The 20,616-nt window shown below is 74.5% G+C and carries 18 protein-coding genes and 1 riboswitch; of the genes, 9 read left to right on the top strand and 9 right to left on the bottom strand.

The window, feature by feature from the left end; translation table 11 throughout:
• The first annotated feature begins 110 nt into the window (after positions 1-110).
• From AC07B0_RS25300 to AC07B0_RS25275, 6 genes are all read left to right on the top strand, one after another.
• Positions 111-893, top strand: a complete 783-nt coding sequence (locus AC07B0_RS25300; RefSeq protein ID WP_478898986.1) for an IclR family transcriptional regulator — start codon at positions 111-113, stop codon at positions 891-893.
• A 160-nt stretch (positions 894-1,053) separates the two neighbouring features.
• The gene (locus tag AC07B0_RS25295; RefSeq protein ID WP_478898985.1) at positions 1,054-1,656 is read left to right on the top strand and encodes a helix-turn-helix transcriptional regulator; all 603 of its coding nucleotides are present in this window, start codon (positions 1,054-1,056) and stop codon (positions 1,654-1,656) included.
• Between the two features lie 62 nt (positions 1,657-1,718).
• On the top strand, positions 1,719-3,167 hold the full coding sequence (locus AC07B0_RS25290; RefSeq protein WP_478898984.1) for a peptidoglycan D,D-transpeptidase FtsI family protein: 1,449 nt from the start codon (positions 1,719-1,721) through the stop codon (positions 3,165-3,167).
• A 64-nt stretch (positions 3,168-3,231) separates the two neighbouring features.
• A complete protein-coding gene (locus AC07B0_RS25285; protein WP_478898983.1) occupies positions 3,232-3,723 on the top strand; it encodes an N-acetyltransferase family protein in 492 nt (163 codons plus the stop codon).
• 131 nt (positions 3,724-3,854) lie between these two features.
• Positions 3,855-4,562: a DsbA family oxidoreductase gene (locus tag AC07B0_RS25280; RefSeq protein ID WP_478898982.1), complete on the top strand. Its 708-nt coding sequence runs from the start codon at positions 3,855-3,857 to the stop codon at positions 4,560-4,562.
• A gap of 104 nt (positions 4,563-4,666) precedes the next feature.
• Complete coding sequence (locus AC07B0_RS25275; RefSeq protein ID WP_356884053.1) at positions 4,667-5,725, top strand: aminotransferase class V-fold PLP-dependent enzyme; 1,059 nt, start codon at positions 4,667-4,669, stop codon at positions 5,723-5,725.
• Positions 5,726-5,815: 90 nt separating this feature from the next.
• Here the strand turns inward: AC07B0_RS25275 and AC07B0_RS25270 are convergent, their stop codons facing one another.
• Positions 5,816-6,886 carry a pyridoxal-phosphate-dependent aminotransferase family protein gene (locus AC07B0_RS25270; RefSeq protein WP_469380288.1) on the bottom strand — a complete coding sequence of 357 codons (1,071 nt, stop codon included), beginning with the start codon at positions 6,884-6,886 and terminating at the stop codon, positions 5,816-5,818.
• A gap of 82 nt (positions 6,887-6,968) precedes the next feature.
• On the opposite strand from AC07B0_RS25270, the gene AC07B0_RS25265 reads away from it, so the two are divergent.
• Together AC07B0_RS25265 and AC07B0_RS25260 are read left to right on the top strand one after the other, a co-directional pair.
• Complete coding sequence (locus AC07B0_RS25265; protein ID WP_469380312.1) at positions 6,969-8,060, top strand: amidohydrolase family protein; 1,092 nt, start codon at positions 6,969-6,971, stop codon at positions 8,058-8,060.
• Between the two features lie 559 nt (positions 8,061-8,619).
• Positions 8,620-9,552, top strand: a complete 933-nt coding sequence (locus tag AC07B0_RS25260; RefSeq protein ID WP_469383632.1) for an SCO1860 family LAETG-anchored protein — start codon at positions 8,620-8,622, stop codon at positions 9,550-9,552.
• A 40-nt stretch (positions 9,553-9,592) separates the two neighbouring features.
• On the opposite strand, the gene AC07B0_RS25255 is transcribed toward AC07B0_RS25260, so the two are convergent.
• A complete protein-coding gene (locus AC07B0_RS25255) occupies positions 9,593-10,831 on the bottom strand; it encodes a CapA family protein (RefSeq protein WP_469383629.1) in 1,239 nt (412 codons plus the stop codon).
• 147 nt (positions 10,832-10,978) lie between these two features.
• Entirely contained in the window at positions 10,979-12,388 is a 1,410-nt protein-coding gene (gene cobC, locus AC07B0_RS25250; RefSeq protein WP_478899036.1) for an Rv2231c family pyridoxal phosphate-dependent protein CobC, read from the bottom strand.
• Positions 12,389-12,573: 185 nt separating this feature from the next.
• Here cobC and AC07B0_RS25245 point away from each other — a divergent pair, with 185 nt between their 5' ends.
• On the top strand, positions 12,574-13,299 hold the full coding sequence (locus AC07B0_RS25245; RefSeq protein WP_356879661.1) for a ZIP family metal transporter: 726 nt from the start codon (positions 12,574-12,576) through the stop codon (positions 13,297-13,299).
• A gap of 13 nt (positions 13,300-13,312) precedes the next feature.
• Here the strand turns inward: AC07B0_RS25245 and AC07B0_RS25240 are convergent, their stop codons facing one another.
• From AC07B0_RS25240 to AC07B0_RS25215, 6 genes are all read right to left on the bottom strand, one after another.
• Positions 13,313-14,689, bottom strand: coding sequence for a cobyrinic acid a,c-diamide synthase CobB (locus tag AC07B0_RS25240; protein WP_467291399.1), 1,377 nt, complete (start codon positions 14,687-14,689; stop codon positions 13,313-13,315).
• 5 nt (positions 14,690-14,694) lie between these two features.
• Positions 14,695-15,294: a cob(I)yrinic acid a,c-diamide adenosyltransferase gene (gene cobO / locus AC07B0_RS25235; protein ID WP_281206645.1), complete on the bottom strand. Its 600-nt coding sequence runs from the start codon at positions 15,292-15,294 to the stop codon at positions 14,695-14,697.
• Positions 15,294-17,444, bottom strand: a complete 2,151-nt coding sequence (locus tag AC07B0_RS25230) for a putative cobaltochelatase (protein ID WP_478898981.1) — start codon at positions 17,442-17,444, stop codon at positions 15,294-15,296. Before AC07B0_RS25230 ends, cobO begins: the two co-directional genes overlap by 1 nt.
• Before the next feature lie 106 nt (positions 17,445-17,550).
• Positions 17,551-19,116 (bottom strand): cobyric acid synthase, encoded by a 1,566-nt coding sequence (locus AC07B0_RS25225; protein WP_478898980.1) that lies wholly within the window; start codon positions 19,114-19,116, stop codon positions 17,551-17,553.
• Positions 19,113-20,087: a cobalamin biosynthesis protein gene (locus AC07B0_RS25220; protein WP_467291405.1), complete on the bottom strand. Its 975-nt coding sequence runs from the start codon at positions 20,085-20,087 to the stop codon at positions 19,113-19,115. The genes AC07B0_RS25225 and AC07B0_RS25220 overlap by 4 nt, the downstream gene beginning before the upstream one ends.
• 36 nt (positions 20,088-20,123) lie before the next feature.
• Positions 20,124-20,280, bottom strand: a riboswitch (cobalamin riboswitch).
• Positions 20,281-20,385: 105 nt separating this feature from the next.
• Positions 20,386-20,607, bottom strand: coding sequence for a hypothetical protein (locus AC07B0_RS25215; protein ID WP_356879651.1), 222 nt, complete (start codon positions 20,605-20,607; stop codon positions 20,386-20,388).
• Positions 20,608-20,616: the final 9 nt, after the last annotated feature.

Genomic DNA, 20,616 nt, shown 5'->3' with positions numbered 1-20,616 from the left:
ATTCTGAACGCCGTTCCGGTGGATGAATGATCACTTCTGCTGCGGACTCTATTTCCGCGTCCACCGCGTGACAAGAGGCGATCAGAGCCGACCAGAGGGGAAGTAGGCGTATGACGACAGCCGAGTCGGAGGGCCACGCCACGGCGGCGCCGGTGAAGTCGGCGGTGCGCACCGTCCTGCTCCTGGAGCACTTCGCGGCGCGGCCGGGCCTGCACAGCCTCGCCGACATCCAGAACGACCTCTTGCTGCCCAAGTCCAGCCTCTACATGCTGCTGCGGACCCTGGTGGGCCTGGGGTGGGTGGAGACCGACGCCACGGGCACCCGGTACGGGATCGGTGTACGGGCCCTGCTGGTCGGCAGCTCGTACATCGACGGGGACGAGGTCGTCGCCGCGGCCCGGCCCACCCTGGACCGGCTCTCCGACGACACCACCGAGACCATCCACCTGGCGCGGATGGACGGGACCAGCGTCGTCTACCTCGCCACCCGGCAGTCGCAGCACTACCTGCGGCCCTTCACCCGCGTCGGGCGGCGGCTGCCCGTCCACTCGACGGCGCTCGGCAAGGCGCTGCTCGCCACGCACACCGACGAGGAGGTGCGCAGGCTGCTGCCGCGGCGGCTGGAGGCGGTCACCGAGCACACCATCACCGACCGGGAGCAGCTGGTGGAGGAACTGGCGCTGGTGCGGGAGCAGGGGTACGCCCTGGACCGGGAGGAGAACACGCTCGGGCTGCGCTGCTTCGGGGTGGCGGTGCCGTACCGCACGCCGGCGCGGGACGCGGTGAGCTGCTCGGTGCCGGTGGCCCGGCTGACGGCGGGGCACGAGCAGGTGATCAAGGCGGCTCTGTTCGAGGCCCGGGACCGGCTGTCGGTGGTGACGCGGCGCATGTGAGGCGGCGGGGGGCGGGGGCGGTGAGGCGGCGGGGCGCGGCGCCGGTGGGCGCGGGCCGCGCACGGGGCGCGGCGGAGGCGGGTGTACCTCCCCCACGTGGGGGAGGCGGTTCACCTTCGTGGGGGAGGTGGCGGGGCGGCGCGCACGGGACCGTGGGGACATGACCACACGAGCCCCGCACACGACGCACGCGACGCGGCCGCCTTCCCCGGCGCCGGCCCCCGCTCCGGGGACCGGGCGGCGGATCTTTCGGGCGGCGGCCCTGGCCGCGACGGTTCCTTACCTGACCCTCAAAGCCGCCTGGGTGGCGGGGAGCCGGATCGGGATACCGGACGGCAGCGTGCTGCTGGAGCGCGGGCCGGTCATCGTCGTGGCGAACGGCATGACGCTGGCCATGGACGCCTGCGTGATCCTGCTCGTGTTCGCGTTCACCCGGCCCTGGGGCCTGAGGATACCGGCCTGGCTGCTGACCGTCCCGGTCTTCGTCGCCACCGGTCTCCTCGCCCCGATCGTGGTCGCCTTCCCGGTCCAGACGGTCCTCACGGCGGTGGGCCCGGGGGCCCGGCTGACGGGCCGGGAGGCCGACGTCCTGCGCCTGATGGCCACCGGACTGTCCAACCACGAGCTGAGCCGGCGGCTCGGCGTCGGACCGCAGACCGTCAAGACGCACGTGGCGTCGGTCCTCGCCAAGACCGGCTCCCGCGACCGCACCCAGGCGGTCATCGCGGCGTACGAGGGGGGCTTCATCATGAGGAAAGGCTGAGAACCCCGCCACAATCGGGGCAGAGCGGAACGCCCGGGGCCGCTCGCGCGTCCTTCTGGGGGATGAACAAAACGATCAGGCGTGCGTCGGTCTTCTGTCTGCTTCTCGTGCTGGCCCTCTTGGTGCGGGTCACCTGGGTGCAGGCGTACCAAGGCCAGGCCCTCGCAGACGACGAACACAACCGGCGCAACCTCATCGGGCAGTACGAGAACCCGCTGGGGAACATCATCGTGGGCGGGGAGGCGATCACCGGCTCGGAGAAGACGGCCGGCAAGGACTTCGGATACAAGCGGACGTACGTGGACGGACCGCTCTACGCGCCGATCACCGGATACAGCTCCCAGGCCTACGGCACGAGCATGCTGGAAGGCGTCTACAAGAGCGTCCTGAACGGCTCCGACACCCGGCTCAAGACGGTGATGGACATGCTCACCAACAAGCGGGCCGACCCGGGCAACGTCCTGACGACCATCGACAAGGGCGTCCAGAAGGCCGCCTACGACGCGCTGAACGGCAAGCAGGGCAGCGCCGTGGCCATCGACCCGGCGACCGGCGCGATCCTGGCCGTCGTGAACAACCCGTCGTACGACCCGGGCCGCATCACGGGCGCCAATGACTCCGCCGCCTGGCAGGAGCTCTCCGCCGACAAGGGCAAGGCGATGGAGAACGTCGCGCTGCGCAAGCCGCAGGCCCCCGGCTCCACCTTCAAGCTGGTCACCCTCGCCGCGGCGATCGAGAACGGGCTCGTCGCCGGCATCGACCAGCCGACCGGCATCGCCGCCCCGTACACGATCCCCGGCACCCGTACGAACCTGCCCAGCGAGGCGGGCGACGCGGCCTGCAACAACGTTTCGGCCCGCACCGCCCTCAAGCTGTCCTGCAACAACGTCTTCGCCGAGCTGGCCTCCAAGCTCGGCCAGGACAAGATGCGCGCGATGGCCGAGAAGCTCGGCTTCAACGTCCAGATCGACACCCCGGTGCGGACCAACCCGCCCAGCAAGTACCCGTCGAAGAAGATGTCGGTCGACCAGGTCGCGCAGACCGGTATCGGCCAGTTCGACGTGCAGGCCACCCCGCTCCAGATGGCCATGGTGACCGCCGCGATCCAGAACGGCGGCAAGCTGGTCGCCCCGCACATGGTCTCCGAGGTGACCGACGCCGACGGCAACGTCCTGGAGAGCTTCACCAGCCCGAAGTCCGACCAGGTCATGAGCCAGAAGACGGCCTCGATGCTCGCCGACGCGATGCGCACGGTCGCCACCGAGGGCGGCGGCAAGCCCGCCCAGGTGCCGGGCGCCGAGGTCGGCGGCAAGACCGGTACCGCGCAGCGCGGCGTGAACAACAGCATCCCGCCGCTCGCCTGGTTCACCTCGTACGCGAAGGCGGGCGACAAGCAGATCGCGGTGGCCGTGATGATCGAGAACTCCGACACCGACCGCACCGAGATCGGCGGCGGCAAGCTGGCCGCGCCCATCGCCCAGAAGATGATGGCGGCCTGGCTGAAGAAGTAGCCGCCGCGGGGGCAGGACCGGCGCGCCGGGAACCGGAGCGGGTTCCCGGCGCGTTTCCCTGTCCATGATCAGGACCGCGCTCGCCGCCGACGTCAACGCCATAGCCGCCCTGCACGTGCGGGCCCGGGCCACCTACTACGAGGGCCGGGTCCCCGAGGAGACCTACAGGGGCGACCGTGCGGTCGAGCGGGCCCGCGAGGCCTGGTCCCGCGCCGTCGCCCGGGTCGCGGCGGAGGGCGAGGTGCTGTGCGCCGAGCGGGACGGCGAGGTCACCGGTGTCGCCGCCTTCCGCACCGCCGACGGCGAGACCACCCTCACCCAGCTCCACGTCGACCCGGGCCACTGGCGCCGGGGAACCGGCGCCGCCCTGCACGCGGCCTGCCTCGACGCCTGGCGCCGGGCCGGGATCGAACGGGTCCGCCTGGAGGTCTTCGAGCACAACCACCGTGCCCAGGCCTTCTACGCCGCCCACGGCTGGAGCCCGGAGCCGTCCGCCGCCCGCTCCGGCTCCCACCTCACCCTCTGGCTGTGCGTCCCTCCCGCGTCCGGGGAATGAGACGGGACGGCGCATGGTTCAAACCCAAAACGGTTGAACCCGAAACCGTTCGCCGTCGAGCCCGAGAACCCGAGAACCCCCGAACCCCCGAACCCCGATCCCCACCCCCGGAACCGGAGAGAAGAAGGAACATGCGCGTCGAGATCTGGAGCGACATCGCCTGCCCGTGGTGCTACATCGGCAAGGCCCGTTTCACCAAGGGCCTGGCGGAGTTCGCGCACCGCGACGAGGTGGAGGTCGTCTTCCGGTCCTTCGAGCTCGACCCGGCCGGCGCCAAGGGCGTCACCGCTCCCGTCGTCGAGATGCTCGCCAAGAAGTACGGCCGCACCCTCGAAGAGGCCCGCGGCATGGAGGAGCACGTCGCGGCCAGTGCCCGCGCCGAGGGGCTGACGTACCGGACGGAGGGGCGCGACCACGGGAACACCTTCGACATCCACCGGCTGCTGCACCTGGCCGCCGCCCGCGGCCGCCAGGAGGAGCTGCTCGACCTGGCCTACCGCGCCAACTTCGGCGAGGAGCGCTCCGTCTTCGAGCCCGAGGTGCTGGTGACCCTCGCCGTGGAGGCCGGGCTGGACGGCGCGGAGGCCCGCGCGGTCCTCGCCGACGACTCCGCCTACGCCGAAGAGGTGCGGGCCGACGAGCGGGAGGCGGCCGAACTGGGCGCCAACGCCGTGCCGTTCTTCGTCCTCGACCGCCGCTACGGCATCTCCGGCGGACAGCCGGCCGAGGTGTTCACCCGGGCGCTGGAGCAGGCCTGGGCGGGCCGCGAGGTCGCCGAACCCGCCGCCGCCGACGCGTGCGAGCCCGACGGGGCCTGCGCCGTCCCGCAGCAGGGCTAGTGCCGTGACCGGAAGGGTCCCCGGTCGCATATAAGGCATCCTTGGGGTGAATGAGTAGAACTCGGCAATGGACTTTGGGTCGTTCCTGGCGCAGAGTTGACGGCATGGGTCTTCCGCTCTCTGACGTGTCCCGCGCCGAGTTCGCGCACTCCACCACCTACCTGAACACCGCCACCTGCGGGATCCTCCCGCGCGCGGCCGTCGCCGAGGTACGGGCCCTGGCCGACGCGGCCGGGGTCGCGGACCCCGCCGGCTTCGGCGACTTCGACCGGGTCAACCGGGTACGGGCCGCCTTCGCGCGGCTGGTCGGGGTCGCCCCGGGCCGCGTGGCCGTCGGCTCGTCCGTCGCCACCCACGTCGGGCTCGTCGCGGCCTCCCTCCCGGCCGGCGCCGAAGTCCTGTGCCCCGAGAACGACTTCGCCTCCGTCATGAACCCCTTCGTGGTGCGCGGCGACCTCAAGGTCCGCTTCGCCCCCCTGGAGTCGATGGCCGAGTCCGTCGGCCCCGACACGACTCTGGTGGCACTGAGCGCCGTACAGTCCGCGGACGGACGTACGGCCGACCTCCCCGCCGTCCGCGCGGCGACGCGCGCCCACGGCGCGCGGATGCTCGTCGACGCCACCCAGGCCGCGGGCTGGCTGCCCTTCGACGCCGCGCCCTACGAGTACACCGTGACCGCCGGCTACAAATGGCTGCTCGGCACGCGCGGGGCCTCGTACCTGACGGTGTCCGAGGAGGCCCAGCAGGACCTGACCCCGCTCCACGCGGGGTGGGTGGCGGCGGAGTCCATGTGGGACGCGACCTACGGTCCGATGCCCGAACTCGCCCACGACGCACGCCGCTTCGACGAGTCCCCGGCCTTCCTCGCCTACCACGCCGCCGAACCCGCCCTGGCCCTGCTGGAGCGGGTCGGCATCGAGGCCGTCCACGCCCACGACACCGCCCTCGCCGCCCGCTACCGGGCCGGCCTGGCCCGCCTCGGCCACGAACCGGTGCCGGGCGGGGCCCCCATCGTCTCCGTCCCCGGCCTGGCCCACCGGCAGCCCGGACTGCTCGCGGCCGGTGTGTCCACCGCCGCCCGCGCGGGCGCCCTGCGGGCCTCCTTCCACCTCTACAACACCGAGGCGGACGTCGACCGGCTGCTGGACGTCCTCGCGGACTGACACGGCGCCCGGCGGGGGCCGTTGCCCACGCCCGGCGCCGCCGGGCCGTCAGTCCCCGCCCGTCAGTCCCCGCCCGTCACCGCCGGCCCGTCACCGCCAGGCCGCCGACGCCGCCGCGAGGGCCGGAGCCGGGTCGGCGGACAGGGCGGAGGCCAGGGCCTTCAGCGCGGCCGCGACCGCCTCCGGCGAGGCCGCCGGACCGTAGTGGTTGACCCGGACCATCTCCCCGGCCAGCGCCCCGCCGCCCGCCGCGAGCGGGGCAGCCGGGTCCGCCGACAGGGCCTTCGCCACGACGACGGAGGCGTCCGCGACCCGCAGCGTCGTCGCGACGGGCGCGGCCTGCGCCGGATCGCGCACCCAGGGGGCGAGGCCCAGCGCGGCGGCGCCGGCCCGCGTGGCCCGGGCCGCGCCCGCGTGCCGGGCCAGGACCCCGTCCAGGCCCTCCGCCCCGATCCGCTCCAGGCAGGCCTCCAGCGCCAGCATCTCCAGCTGCGCGGGCGCGTGCAGCAGCGCCGTGCGGCCGCCGTCGATCCAGCGCTCCTTCCAGTCGAGCAGGGAGAGGTACGACCGGCGCGGAGCCGCCGGGTTCTCGGCGAACCGCGCCCACGCGCGCTCCGACACCGACACCGCCGAGACGCCCGCCGGGCCGCCCATCGCCTTCTGCGCGCCGATCACGCACAGGTCGACGCCCCACGCGTCCGGCAGCAGCGGTTCGGCGCCCACCGAGGCGACCGCGTCCAGCATGAACAGCGCCCCGTGGGCCCGTACGGCCTCGCCGATCTCCGCGACCGGGTTGGTGTTGCCGGTGGCCGCCTCCGCGTGCACGAGCGACACGAAGTCGATCTCCGGGTGTTCGGCCAGCGCGCGCGCCACCTGTTCGCCCGAAACCGCCGTGTCGAAGGGGACCGCCAGGTCCACCACGCTCGCCCCGCAGTCGCGCAGCCAGTTCCCGAAGGTGGTTCCGTAGGGGCCGGTGACGACGTTCAGCGCCGTCGAGCCCGGCCGCGCCCCCGAGCGGATGCAGCCCTCCAGCGGCAGCAGCGCCTCGCCCTGCGTGATCACCACGTCCTGCCGGGTGCCGAGGAGCCGGGCGACCCCCCGCTCGATCGACGCGAAGTGCTCGGCGGTGAGCGGCGGAAGGTCCAGGAGGGGGTGGGTCACGGGGCTGCTCTCTTCGTCCGGGGTTACCGGTCGAGCGTACCCAGCACGCACGTACAGTGCCGACATGACCGATGCAATGGCCATGGATGACGGCGCAGTCATGCATGTGAAGGGGCGGGTGCTCGTCGGGCCCCACGAGGTGCGCGACGAACTCTGGATCGTCGGCGGCCGGATCTCCTACGAGCGGCCGCGCACCGCACGCGAGATCACCACGGTCACCGGCTGGGCGCTGCCCGGCCTCGTCGACGCACACTGCCACGTGGGCCTGGACTCCCACGGCCCGGTCGACGCGGAGACCGCCGAACGGCAGGCGCTCACCGACCGGGACGCCGGAACGCTCCTCATCCGCGATGCCGGATCCCCCTCGGACACCCGCTGGATCGACGACCGCGAGGACCTCCCGAAGATCATCAGGGCGGGCCGGCACATCGCCCGGACCCGCCGCTACATCCGCAACTACGCCCACGAGATCGAACCGGCCGACCTCGTCGAGTACGTCGGCCGCGAGGCCCGGCGGGGCGACGGCTGGGTGAAGCTGGTCGGGGACTGGATCGACCGCGAGGCCGGCGACCTGACGGCCTGCTGGCCGCGCGCCGAGGTCGAGGCCGCCATCGCCGAGGCGCACCGGCTGGGCGCGAAGGTCACCGCGCACTGCTTCGCCGAGGACTCCCTGCGGGACCTGGTCGAGGCGGGCATCGACTGCGTGGAGCACGCCACCGGGCTCACCGAGGACACCATCCCGCTGTTCGCGGAACGGGGGGTCGCGATCGTGCCGACCCTCGTCAACATCGCCACGTTCCCGAAGATGGCGGCGGGCGGCGAGGCCAAGTTCCCCCGCTGGTCGGCGCACATGCGGCGGCTGCACGAGAGGCGGTACGACACCGTCCGGGCGGCCTGGGACGCGGGCGTTCCCGTGTACGTCGGCACCGACGCGGGGGGTTCCCTGCCCCACGGGTTGGTCGCCGCCGAGGTCATGGAACTCGTCAAGGCCGGGATCCCGCCGCTGGACGCCCTCTCGGCGACGGCCTGGGCGGCACGCGAGTGGCTCGGCAGACCCGGTCTGTCCGAGGGCGCGCCGGCGGACCTCGTCGTCTACGGCGCCGATCCGCGGGCCGACGTGCGGGCGCTGGCGCAGCCGGACCGGGTGATCGTGAACGGCAGGGTCCGCGCCTAGGGCCTGTCGTCAAACTCCCGTCGTCGCCCGGAGGGCGGCCCTGCGGCGTCTGGTGCGTGCTCTCGGTGCGCCGGGCGGAAGCCCGCGTACTGGACGTACTTGGCTTTCGCCCGGTGCGGCGAGAGCGCGTGCCAGGCGTCGCGGGGCAGACGGGAGTTTGACGACAGGCCCTAGTGCCGTGCCGGGCGTCGCGATCCGGTGGACCTTTCCGGTCACGGCACCGGCGCCGGTCGCCGGTCGCCCGTCGTCGAAGTCCCGTCCGTCCGGCGGCGTGAGCGCGGTGTTGACGGGCCGTGACGTCGCGGCCCGTCGCGTCGTTGAAAGTGCCTCGTCAGGGCAGGGAGGCGCCCTTTCGGCGGGACGGGGGAGCATCCGCGTGCCGCGTGGGGCGCGATGAATCGAATATGTGCGTGGAAACCACCCGTTGGAGTGAACTCACGCCAGGTCGCCGCCCGTTCACTCACAGTGCGTAAAAATTCCCAGGGTCGAAGCCGTCGGCGCGCGCAATGTCCCCCATTGGCGGCGCGACGGCACCCATCTCCCCGGGGGTTCCACCACCTTGAACAGCAACACCTTCCGCATGCCCGCGGCCGCCCTGCTCGCCGCGGGGGCGGTCGCCCTCCTCACCGCTCCGCCCGCCCTCGCCACGGGCGGCACCGGCGGCGGGAGCGAAGGCAGCTCCGGCGCCGTCGTCCTGCGGACCGGACTGGACGTGAGCCTGCTCAACAAGGCCGTCAACGTACCGCTGAAGACCACCCTCAACGAGGTCAGCGCCCCGGAGACGGCCCAGAAGACCGCCCTCACCGTGACCCTCGACGGGGTCGACCAGGGGCAGCCGGTCAGCGTCCTCCAGGCCGAGGTCGCCACCTCCAAGGCGACCGCCGACAAGAAGCGGGCCGAGGCGGAGGCGAACCTCGCCAAGGCCCGGGTACACGTGCCGGGCCTGCCCAAGCTCTCCCTCGTCGAGGTGGAGAAGGTCACCTCGAAGGCCGTCTGCGAGGCGGGCAAGAAGCCCGTGGCCACCTCGAACGTCCTCGGGACGGTGACCGCCCTCGGCAAGAAGGTCACCCTGTCCGCCGGTGGCCCCACCCGCCTGGAGGTCCCCGGCGTGGGCGTGGTCACCCTGGAGCTGTCCGGGACCGAGACCACCTCCACCACGGCCGCCGCGGCCGCACTGAGGCTCAAGGTGTCGGTGAACCCGCTGAAGCTGAACGTCGCGGAGGTCGAGGGCGAGATCGTGCTCGCCGAGGCGCACTGCACCTCCCCGGCCGGCCCGGCCCCCAGCCCCTCGGCCACACCCGCGGCGGTGAAGCCGGACGTCAAGCAGCAGACCGGGACGGGCACCAAGCCGGCCGTCACACAGGCCAACCTCGCCGAGACCGGGGCCGGTTCGGTGACCCCGTACGTGGCGGGCGGCGCGCTGCTCCTGCTCGGCATCGGCGGCGGCGCGCTCGTCGTGACCCGGCGCGGCAAGTCCGCACAGGACGCGTGACGCCGGCCGGTCCGAAGGCCCTGAGCCGCGGCCGGGGCCCTCAGCGGGTGGCGTGCTCCAGACCCTGCGCGGTCGCACCGCGCGAGGTCACGGCCTCGGTGACCTGCCGGTCGACGCGCCCGTACTCGGTGCGCTTCGCCGCCGGGAGGGCGGTGTCGGAGGCCGCGCAGGAGGCGCAGACCACCCGGAACGGGGGCCCCATGTCCGAGTACTGCGTGAGGTACTCGGCCTTCACCACCTCCCAGCGTCCCGGACGCTCCGCCGACGGCGAGAAGGTGAACCGGGGGACCGAGGACTGGTTGCCGCGCAGTTTGTCGGCCGGAACGAAGCTGGCGACCTGGTCGCCCATGCCGAAGACCACCCAGGTGCCGTTGATCTTCTCGTAGGGCTGGGGCACGTGGTTGTGCGTGCCGATGACGAGATCGATGTCGGGGAGGCCGTCCGCCGAACGCGAGGCGGTCAGGGCCTGCGCCAGTTCGCGCTGCTGCTGGTCGGGGGCGGTCTGCCACTCGGTGCCCCAGTGGACGCTGAGCACCACCACGTTCGCGCCGGCGGCCCGGGCCGCCCGGGCGTCGGCGACGATGCGGTCCTGGTCGATGAGGTTGACCGCCCACGGCTTGCCCGCGGGGAGCGGGATGCCGTTGGTGCCGTAGGTGTACGACAACTGGGCGACCTTCGCGCCGCCCGCCGAGAGCAGGGCGGGGGCCTTGGCCTCCTCGGCGCTGCGGGCGGAACCGACGTGGGGGATCCCGACCCGGTCGAGGTGGTCGAGGGTGCGGACGAGGCCGTCGTAGCCGTCGTCCAGGGTGTGGTTCGAGGCGGTCGAGCAGCTGTCGTACCCGGCGTCCTTGAGGGCGTCGGCCAGCTGGTGGGGGGCCTTGAAGGTGGGGTACCCGGTGTAGGGGCCGCCGGGCCGCCCGTACGGTATCTCGTGGTGGCATATCGCCAGGTCGGCGGCGGACACCAGGGGTTTGACCCCGGCGAGTATCTTCCGGAAGTCGTACTCGCCCGCCTTGCCCGCGTCGTCCGCCGACCGCTGGACGATCGACGGGTACGGGATGATGTCGCCCGTCGCCACCAGGGTGAACGGCTTCCCGGACACGGCGCCGCCGCCGCTCGCCGCCGGGCCGGGTTCGGTCGTGCCGGGCCTGCCGCCGAAGCGCTGGTCGGCGGCGCTCCCGCCGCCCCCGTCCAGCAGGACCGGTACGGCGTAGACGGCCGCGCCCCCCACCACCACGAGCCCGGCCAGGGCCGCCCCCATCCGCGCCGATGCCTTCATGGCCGCCCCCCGTCGTCACCGCCGAACGCGCCCATCGTAGGCGCGCCCCGCGCCGGCCGCCCCCGGGCCCGGCACCCGCCCGCCGGACCCGGCCTCGCCGGGTTCTCGCGCCCGCCCCGGTTCCGCTCGCGCCAGGGCCGGGCGGGGTCAGCGCGCGGACAGGGCGAGCGCGTGGTCCAGGGCCTGGAGCAGGCGGCCCGTCGTGGCGCGGTCGCGGACGGCGAGGCGGAGCCAGGAGTCGTCGAGGCCCGGGAAGGTGTCCCCCCGCCGGACCGCGAAGCCGAGCGCGCGCAGCCGGGTCCGGACCTCCCCCGCCCCCTCCACCCGGATCAGGACGAACGGCCCCTCCGCTTCCCCCACCACCGTGACCTCGTCGAACTCCGCGAGCCCGGCCAGCAGGTGCGCCCGGTCCACGGCGACCCGCCGTGCGGCGGCCTCCGCCTCGGCCAGCGCGGGCGGTGCGAGGCAGGCCTCGGCCGCGACCAGCGCCGGGGTCGACACGGGCCACAGCGGCTGCGCGGCGGCCAGCTTCGCGATCACCTCCGGCTCCGCCAGGACGTAGCCGATCCGCAGCCCGGCCAGCCCCCACGTCTTGGTCAGGCTGCGCAGCACCACCAGGCCCGGCACGTCGAGCCGGCCGGCGAGGGCCTCCCGCTCGCCCGGGACGGCGTCCATGAACGCCTCGTCGACGACGAGGATCCGGCCCGGCCGGGCCAGCGCGGCCAAGGTGGCGGCCGGGTGCAGGACGGACGTCGGGTTGGTGGGGTTGCCGACCACCACCAGGTCCGCCTCCTCCGGCACGTCCGCCGGATCCAGCCGGAAGCCGTCCGCCGCCCGCAGGACCACCCGCTCCACCCGCCGGCCGGCGTCCCTCAGGGCCGCCTCCGGTTCGGTGAACTGCGGGTGCACCACCACGGGACGTACGGCGTCCAGGGCCCGCGCGATCAGCACGAACGCCTCCGCCGCCCCCGCCGTCAGCAGCACCCGCTCGGCCGGCAGCCCGTGCCGTGCCGCGACGGCCGCGCGGGCCGCCCGGCCGTCCGGGTAGGCGGCGAGGTCCCCGAGGCAGGCCGCGATCCGTTCCCTGAGCCACTCCGGCGGGGTCTCCGCCCGTACGTTGACGGCCAGGTCGACCAGTGCGCCGCCCGCGTCCAGCACTTCCGCGTCCCCGTGGTGGCGCAGGTCGTGCGGCTGGACGGTGGCCACGGCGCAGGTCGCCGCCACCGAACGGCGCTTGGGCACCAGCAGTTCCCCGCCGCCCGCCAGCGCCGCCGCCTCCGCGACGGAGGCGGTACCGGCGGCCTCGCGCACGGCGGCCGAGGGGTGAGGTACGGAGATCCGCGCGAGTTCCTCGGCGGGATAGCCGATCAACGGCACGCCGAAACGTTCCGCCGCACCCGTGATGCCCGGCTCCGATGCCTTCGTCTCCACCGTGGCCAGCGCCGTCACCGCCTCCGCGGTCAGCCCGGCCCCGCGCAGGGTCTCCTCGACCAGCGCGCAGACCTCCGCCACGGACACCCCCGCGCGTCCGCCGACCCCGACCACCAGCCGTGTCACGTACTCGCCCACCGGGGTCCTCCCTCCTTCGTCACGGATCCGGTCGCGGTCTCCCGCCCGGCACCCGTCCTCTGTCGTCCGCTTTCCGCCGCCCGCCGGCGGCCGCGGTCCTTCGTCAACACGGTGTCGCCCGCCACCCGCGCACGGAAGTGCGCGTACGTCCCGCAGTCGGTATTCAGGGGCACATGGCGGTGATCGTGGCGTTGGGCGCGTTCCTGATGACGCTGGCGGGCGGATGGACGGCGCAACGCGTCACCGACCGCCGCCACCTCGTGCTGGGCCTGGCCGGAGGGCTGATGCTCGGCGTCGTCGGCCTCGACCTGCTCCCCGAGGCGATGCACGCGGCGGGCAGCGAGGTGTTCGGCGTGCCGCTCGCCCTGCTGCTGTTCGTGGCCGGCTTCCTCGTCGCCCACGTCGTGGAGCGCCTGCTGGCCGTGCGCCAGGCCGCGCACGGCGCCGAGGACGGGACCCGGGTCCCGCAGGTCGGGCTCACGGCGGCCGCCGCGATGGTCGGCCACAGCCTCGCCGACGGGGTCGCGCTGGGCGCCGCCTTCCAGGTCGGCGGCGGCATGGGCCTCGCCGTCGCCCTGGCCGTCGTCACTCACGACTTCGCCGACGGGTTCAACACGTACACGCTCACCCGGCTGTACGGGAACGACCGCCGCAAGGCCCTGATGATGCTGTTCGCGGACGCCGCCGCGCCGGTCGTCGGCGCCGCGTCCACCTTGCTGTTCACCCTTCCGGAGGAACCTCTGGGGGCGTACCTCGGCTTCTTCGGCGGGGTCCTGCTGTACCTGGCGGCCGCCGAGATCCTGCCCGAGGCGCACCACGAACACCCCGCCCTGTCCACGCTGATGTGCACGGTGGGCGGGGTGGCCGGGATCTGGCTCGTCGTCGGCCTGGCGGAGTGAACTCACCGGCCGGTCACCGGTGCCGCGCCGCGGCTTCCGCGAACCGGCGGGCCACGGACGGCCGGGCCGCCCAGTGGGTGTGCAGGTAGCTGGCGTGCACCCCGTCCCGTACGAAGCCCTCGACCCGGCGTTCCGGACGGGTGAACCCCCAGGCCGGCGCGGAGCCGGCGCCCGGCTCGATCACCGTCCGGTGGAACTCGTGCCCGCGCAGCCGGGTACCGGCGGCGGCGAGGGCGCTGTCCGACACCGCGACCGCCTCCCGGTAGCCCAGCGTCAGCCGCTCCGACATCCGGGCGTCCGCGTCGAGCACCCCGCACATCGGCTTCCCGTCCAGGGTCCGGGCCAGGTACAGCAGCCCGGCGCACTCGGCGGCGACCGGCCCGCCCGCCGCGGCGAACGCGGCGACGGCCCCGCGCAGCGGCTCGTTGGCGGACAGCTCCGGCGCGTACACCTCGGGGAACCCGCCCCCGATCACCAGGCCGGCCGTGCCCTCGGGCAGCGCCTCGTCCCGCAGCGGGTCGAAGGTGACGACGCGCGCCCCCGCGGCGGTGAGCAGCTCCGCGTGCTCGGCGTACGAGAACGTGAACGCGGCCCCGCCCGCGACGGCGACGACGGGCCGCCCCCGGACGCCTTCCGCACCCGGCGGCGCGTCCTGTGCCAGGGCCGCCCCCGGCGACCAGGGCTCGCACTCCAGGGCCGGCGCCGTCCGGGCCAGCGCCAGCAGCGCCTCCAGGTCACAGCCGGCCCGGACCTGTTCGGCCAGCGCCGCCACGGCGTCCACCGCGTCCGTACGCCGCTCGGCGACTGGGACCAGGCCCAGGTGCCGGGACGGGGTCGCCACCTGGGGAGCCCGCCTCAGCACGCCGAGGACCGGCATCCCGGCCTCCTCCAGCGCCTCCCGGAGCATCACCTCGTGCCGGTCGGAACCCACCTTGTTGAGGATCACCCCGCCGAGGCGGACCTGCGGGTCGAACGAGGCGAAGCCGTGGACCAGCGCCGCCACCGAACGCGACTGCGAGGAAGCGTCCACGACCAGCACCACCGGCGCCCGCAGCAGCTTCGCGACCTGGGCCGTCGAGGCCAGCTCACCCCGCCCCGCGGCCCCGTCGTACAGGCCCATCACGCCCTCGACCACGGCGAGGTCGCACCCGGCGGAGCCGTGCGCGAACAGCGGGGCGACCAGTTCCGGCCCGCACATGAAGGCGTCGAGGTTGCGGCCCGGGCGGCCGGTGGCCAGCGCGTGGTAGCCCGGGTCGATGTAGTCGGGCCCGGCCTTGTGCGGGGACACGGCGAGGCCGCGCTCCGCGAAGGCCGCCATCAGGCCCGTCGCCACGGTGGTCTTGCCGCTGCCGGAGGACGGCGCGGCGATCACCAGCCGGGGCACGTTCACGGACGTCACCACTCGATGCCTCTCTGGCCCTTCTGGCCGGTGTCCATCGGGTGCTTGACCTTGGTCATCTCCGTGACCAGGTCGGCGAACTCCACCAGCTTCTCCGGCGCGTTGCGGCCCGTGATGACCACGTGCTGGGTGCCGGGACGGTTCCGCAGCACCTCGATGACCTCGTCCACGTCGATCCAGCCCCAGTGCATCGGGTACGCGAACTCGTCGAGGACGTACAGCTTGTGCGTCTCGGCGGCCAGGTCGCGCTTGACCTGCTCCCAGCCCTCCTTGGCGGCCTGCTCGTTGTCGAGCTGCGCGTCGCGCTGGACCCAGGACCAGCCCTCGCCCATCTTGTGCCAGACGACGCTGCCGCCCTTGCCGGTCTCCCCGAGCGCCTTGAGCGCGTTCTCCTCGCCGACCTTCCACTTCGCCGACTTGACGAACTGGAACACCCCGATCGGCCAGCCCTGGTTCCAGGCGCGCAGCGCCAGCCCGAAGGCGGCCGTCGACTTGCCCTTGCCCGGGCCGGTGTGGACGAAGACGAGCGGACGGTTGCGGCGCTGACGCGTCGTGAGTCCGTCGTCCGGAACGACGGACGGCTGTCCCTGAGGCATTACGCGGCCCTCCTGTTGCTGCTGTGGGAAGCGGGGGAAGTCACTGAGGTGCGGACGTTCTTCACGAGCCCGGCCAGCGAGTCGGCCCGCAGCCCGTCGAGCGTGACGGAGGGACCGCCGAGGTCCGCGGCCAGCACCCCGGCCAGCCCCAGCCGGACCGGGCCGCTCTCGCAGTCGACGACCACCGAGGTGACCCCCTCCGACCCGAGCAGCCGGGCGGCGCGCTCGGACAGCTCGCGGGGCGTCCCGGCCGCCGAACCGCCCACACCGCCGGCCGACGTGGCCCGGCCGTCGGTGACGACGACGAGCAGCGGCCGCCGCGAGGGATCGCGCAGCCGCTCGATCCGCAGGACCTCGCGGGCCTTCAGCAGTCCGGCGGCCAGCGGGGTGCGGCCGCCGGTGGGCAGCCGCTCCAGCCGCGCCGCGGCGGCGTCCACGGACGAGGTCGGCGGCAGCGCCAGCTCCGCCGCGCCACCCCGGAAGGTGACCAGGCCGACCTTGTCCCGGCGCTGGTAGGCGTCCAGCAGCAGGGACAGGACGGCGCCCTTGACCGCGCTCATCCGCTGCCGGGCGGCCATCGAGCCCGAGGCGTCGACGACGAACAGCACCAGGTTGCCCTCGCGGCCCTCGCGGGTCGCCTGCCGCAGGTCGTCCTTGCGCACGACGAGGCCCGGTCCGCTGCGCCCGCGCGCCCGCTGGTGCGGGGCGGCGGCCTGGACGGTCGCCGCCAGGTGCAGCTTCGTCAGCTGGCCCCGGGGGCGCCGGGCGCCGGTCGTCTGCCCGTGCGCGGTACGGGCCCGCGAGCGCCGGCCGGCCGCGCCGCCCTCGCCGAGGCCGGGCACGCTGAGCATCCGGGTCCGGAACGGTTCGGAGGCCCGTACCGCGGCCTGTTCGGGCCCGTCGGCCCCCGCTTCGCCCTGGGCGTGCTGCGGTTCGGGGGACTGCGGGGCTTCCGCGTCGGGCGCGTCGGCCGTGTCGTCCTCGGACACCGGCGGCTCCGTGTGGCGCTCCGGCTGCTCGGAGCCCTCGCCGTGCGGGGGCGCGCCGCCGCCGTCGGGACCGCCGTCCGGGCCGCCCTCGGGGCCGTCGTCGTCCGGACCCTCGGGCTCCGGGTCGGGCTCGGGTTCCGGCTCGTCGTCGGGGAAGCCGTCCAGGATCTCGTCGAGCTTGTCCTCGTCGAGGCCGGGGGCGTCGAACGGGTTGCGCCGGCGCCGGTGCGGGAGCGCCAGCAGCGCCGCCTGCCGCACGTCCTCCTTGCGGACGGCGGTCCGCCCGGCCCACGCCGCCAGGGCGGTCGCCGTACGGGCCATCACGATGTCGGCGCGCATGCCGTCGACCTCGAACCCGGCGCAGGTGGCGGCGATCCGGAGCAGCGCCGTGTCGTCGAGCACCACCTTCGGGAGCAGGGCCCGCGCGGCCACGACCCGGGCCCGCACCTCGTGCTCGTCCCCGGCCCAGCGGCCGGCGAAGCCCGCGGGGTCGTCCTCGTAGGCGAGCCGCCGGCGCACCACCTCGACGCGCAGGGCGGGTTCGCGGGAGGCCGCGACCTCCACCGTCAGCCCGAACCGGTCCAGGAGCTGCGGCCGGAGCTCGCCCTCCTCGGGGTTCATGGTGCCGACGAGCAGGAAGCGGGCGTCGTGCCGCACGGAGACACCCTCGCGCTCCACGTACGAGGCGCCCATCGCGGCGGCGTCGAGGAGGACGTCCACCAGGTGGTCGTGCAGGAGGTTGACCTCGTCGACGTACAGGATCCCGCGGTGCGCGTCGGCGAGCAGACCGGGCTCGAAGGCCTTCACGCCCTCGGCGAGGGCCCGCTCGATGTCGAGGGCGCCGACGAGGCGGTCCTCCGAGGCGCCGACCGGCAGCTCCACCATCCGCGCGGGGCGCGCGGCACCGGGTCCGGGCCCGTGGGGGCCGTCCGGGCAGTCCGGGTCGGGCGCGGCGGGCGCGCAGGAGAACCGGCAGCCGGCCACCACGTCCACCTGCGGCAGCAGCGAGGACAGCGCGCGCACGGCGGTGGACTTGGCGGTCCCCTTCTCGCCGCGCACGAGCACACCGCCGACCGCGGGGCTGACGGCGTTCAGCAGCAGCGCCAGCCGCAGGTCGTCCTGGCCGACCACCGCCGTGAACGGGAAGTGGGTGCTGCTCATCCGCTGATCACTCCTTCGAGTGGACTGCGCCGGCCGCTCGTAGAGCGGCGGCGGCCCTCGGTCCTATGGGTGTTCGGGTACGCGTCCCCGGGGACGCGGCGGTGCGTCACGGCGCACCCGGCGGCAGGAACGGCAGCCCGTCCGGTGCGCCCGACTCGATCAGCCGCAGCAGCGCCCCGGTGTCGGCGTGCTCCTCGATCAGGGCGCCCAGCAGGTCGAGCTGTTCCTCGCGCAGCAGACCGAACGAGGTGTCAGGGGCCGGGACGAAGCGCCTCCCGGCGGCAGCGGCCACCTCCCGCAGGAAGGCCCGGCGGAATCCGTCCGACTCCAGCGAGCCGTGCCAGTGCGTCCCCCACACGGCCCCGACCCGGCAGCCGTCCAGGAACGGCTCCCCGCCCAGCACCTCGGCGACGCCGTGATGGATCTCGTACCCCTCGACGGGCTCGCCCAGCGCCGATCCGGAAGGCCGCGCCAGGGTCTTCTCCCGCGCGAACCGGACCCGTACGGGCAGCAGGCCGAGGCCGTCCACCGCGCCGGCCCGGGATTCGACCTCGTCCTCGATGTGCTCGCCGAGCACCTGGAAGCCGCCGCAGATGCCCAGCACCGGACGGCCCTCGGCGGCCCGCCGCGCCAGCGCGCCGGCGAGGCCCCGCTCGCGCAGCCAGGCCAGCGCCTTCACGGTGCCGCGCGTGCCCGGGACCACGACCAGGTCGGCGTCGGCGAGTTCCTCGGCCCGGTCCACGAACCGCACGACCACGCCCGGCTCGGCGGCGAGGGCGTCGACGTCGGTGAAGTTCGACATGAGCGGCACCGCGCACACCGCGACCCGCAGCACGTCCTCGCCGAGCGGCGGTGCCACCAGGGACTCCCGTACGGCTCCGCGCAGCGAGACCCGCAGACCGTCCTCCTCGTCGATGCCCAGCCCGTGCCGGAACGGCAGCACCCCGTACGTCGCCCGGCCCGTGAGCCCGCGCAGCATCTCCATGCCGGGCTCCAGCAGGGAGACGTCGCCCCGGAACTTGTTGACGAGGTACCCGGCGATCAGCGACTGGTCCTCGGGGGACAGCAACGCGGTCGTGCCGAAGAAGGACGCGAAGACGCCGCCCCGGTCGATGTCCCCGACCACGACGACGGGGAAGCGCGCGGCCCGCGCGATGCCCATGTTCACGATGTCGGTCCGGCGCAGGTTGATCTCGGCCGGACTGCCCGCCCCCTCGCAGATCACGGCGTCATACGTGCCCCGCAGCCGCTCCAGGCAGTCCGTGACGACGCCGAGGAGCCGTTCCCGGTGTCCGCCGGGCTCCGCCGGCCCGGGGGACGCCGAGCCGGGGCCCGCGGTCCCGAAGAACCCGCGCGCGCTCATCTCGCCGACCGGCTTGCCCAGCAGCACCACCTGGCTGCTCTGGTCGCCGCCCGGCTTGAGCAGCACCGGGTTCATCAGGGCGGTCGGTTCCACCCGCGCCGCCTGGGCCTGCATGGCCTGGGCCCGGCCGATCTCGGCGCCCTCCCGGGTCACGAACGAGTTCAGGGACATGTTCTGGGCCTTGAAGGGGGCCACCTTCACCCCCTGCCGGGCCAGCCACCGGCAGATGCCCGCCGTGACGACGCTCTTGCCCGCGTCCGACGTCGTACCGGCGACCAGCAGTCCGCCGCCGCGCTTCGCGCCGCTCATGCGCGCCCCCTCCGTGTCGTACGCGAGACCAGTGTCCGGGTGGCGGCGGTCCGGGCCAGGGCGCAGACGCCCAGCGCCAGCCAGGTCACCCGCCGCGACAGCCGGACGGCCCGCTCGATGTCGGCGACCTCCACCGGCCGGCCGGCCGCGCCGTTCAGCACGGCACGGTGCTCGGTCCGTCCGCCGTAGGCCAGCGTCCCGCCGAGCCGGACACCGAGCGCCCCCGCGAAGGAGGCCTCGACCGGGCCCGCGTTGGGGCTCGGGTGGGCGGCGGCGTCGGCGCGCCAGGCGCGTACGGCTCCCCGCCGGTCGGGTCCGGCCACGACGGCGGCGAGCGCCGTCAGCCGGGCCCCGGGCCAGCCGGCCAGGTCGTCCAGCCGGGCCGAGGCCCAGCCGTAGCGCAGGTGGCGGGGCGACTTGTGGCCCACCATGGCGTCGAGGGTGTTCACGGCGCGGAAGGCCAGCAGCCCGGGCACCCCGGCGACGGCCCCCCACACCAGGGCCCCCACGACCGCGTCGGAGGTGTTCTCCGCGACGGACTCGACGACGGCCCGGGCCATCTGCTGCCCGTCCAGGGACTCCGGGTCGCGCCCGCACAGGTGGGGCAGGCGTTCGCGGGCGACCTCGGTGTCCCCGGCGGCGAGCGCCCCGCCGATGGCGCGGGCCTCCCGGCCGAGCGAGGTGCCGCCGACGACGGCCCACGTGGCCGCTGCGGTCAGGGCGACGCGGGCGGCCGCGGGCCGGGAGCGCACGGCGCGGGCGGCCAGCGCACCGACGGCGGCCGCGCCGCCCGCGCACACGAGGGCGTGGAGGACGCCACGGCCGCGGTCGTCGCGCCACAGGGCGCGTTCGACGGCGGCGGCGGCGGTTCCGAAGGCGGCCACGGGGTGCCCGCGGCGCGGATCCCCGAGGATCCGGTCGCCGATCAGGCCCGCCGTGGCGCCGTACGCGAAGACGCGGTCGGCACGCATGGTGGCAGGTATGTCCTCACTCAGGGTCCGCGCCCTGGTTCGACGTGTCCGGCGGCGAGAGTTCCTGGCTCCCGGGGCCGCGCACCGCGTGCGCTGACCCGGTGACAGTGGCGGGACCGCGCCGGATTCGCACCGGACTTCCTCTTCCATGCCGCCGTATTGGCTCGGGCAGTCCACCACGCACCGCGAACGCCCGTCAACTTGCCGTTGACCTGCGGCGGGTTCGGGCGGGGGGCGCACCGGGGGTACGCGAAAGCTCCCTCCGGGAGGACCCGGAGGGAGCTTCGGACACGTCGTGTCAGGCGACGATCAGGTAGATCCCGTACGACACGGCCGCCGCGCACAGCGCGAAGCAGGCGTAGGCGCCGGTGCGCGCCAGGGCCGCGGTCCCGCCGTGCTCGGTGGCGGCCTCGTGCTTGGAGAGGCCCACCAGGCCCAGGGTGAAGAGGGCCACGAGGGCGACGGTGGCGGAGAGGCTGACTCCGAAGACGGAGCCGAGCGATGCCCAGTCGATGTTCATGCCGCTGAT

The organism is Streptomyces sp. NPDC044704, from assembly GCF_056433525.1.
This window is presented reverse-complemented; position numbering and strand designations above follow the sequence as displayed.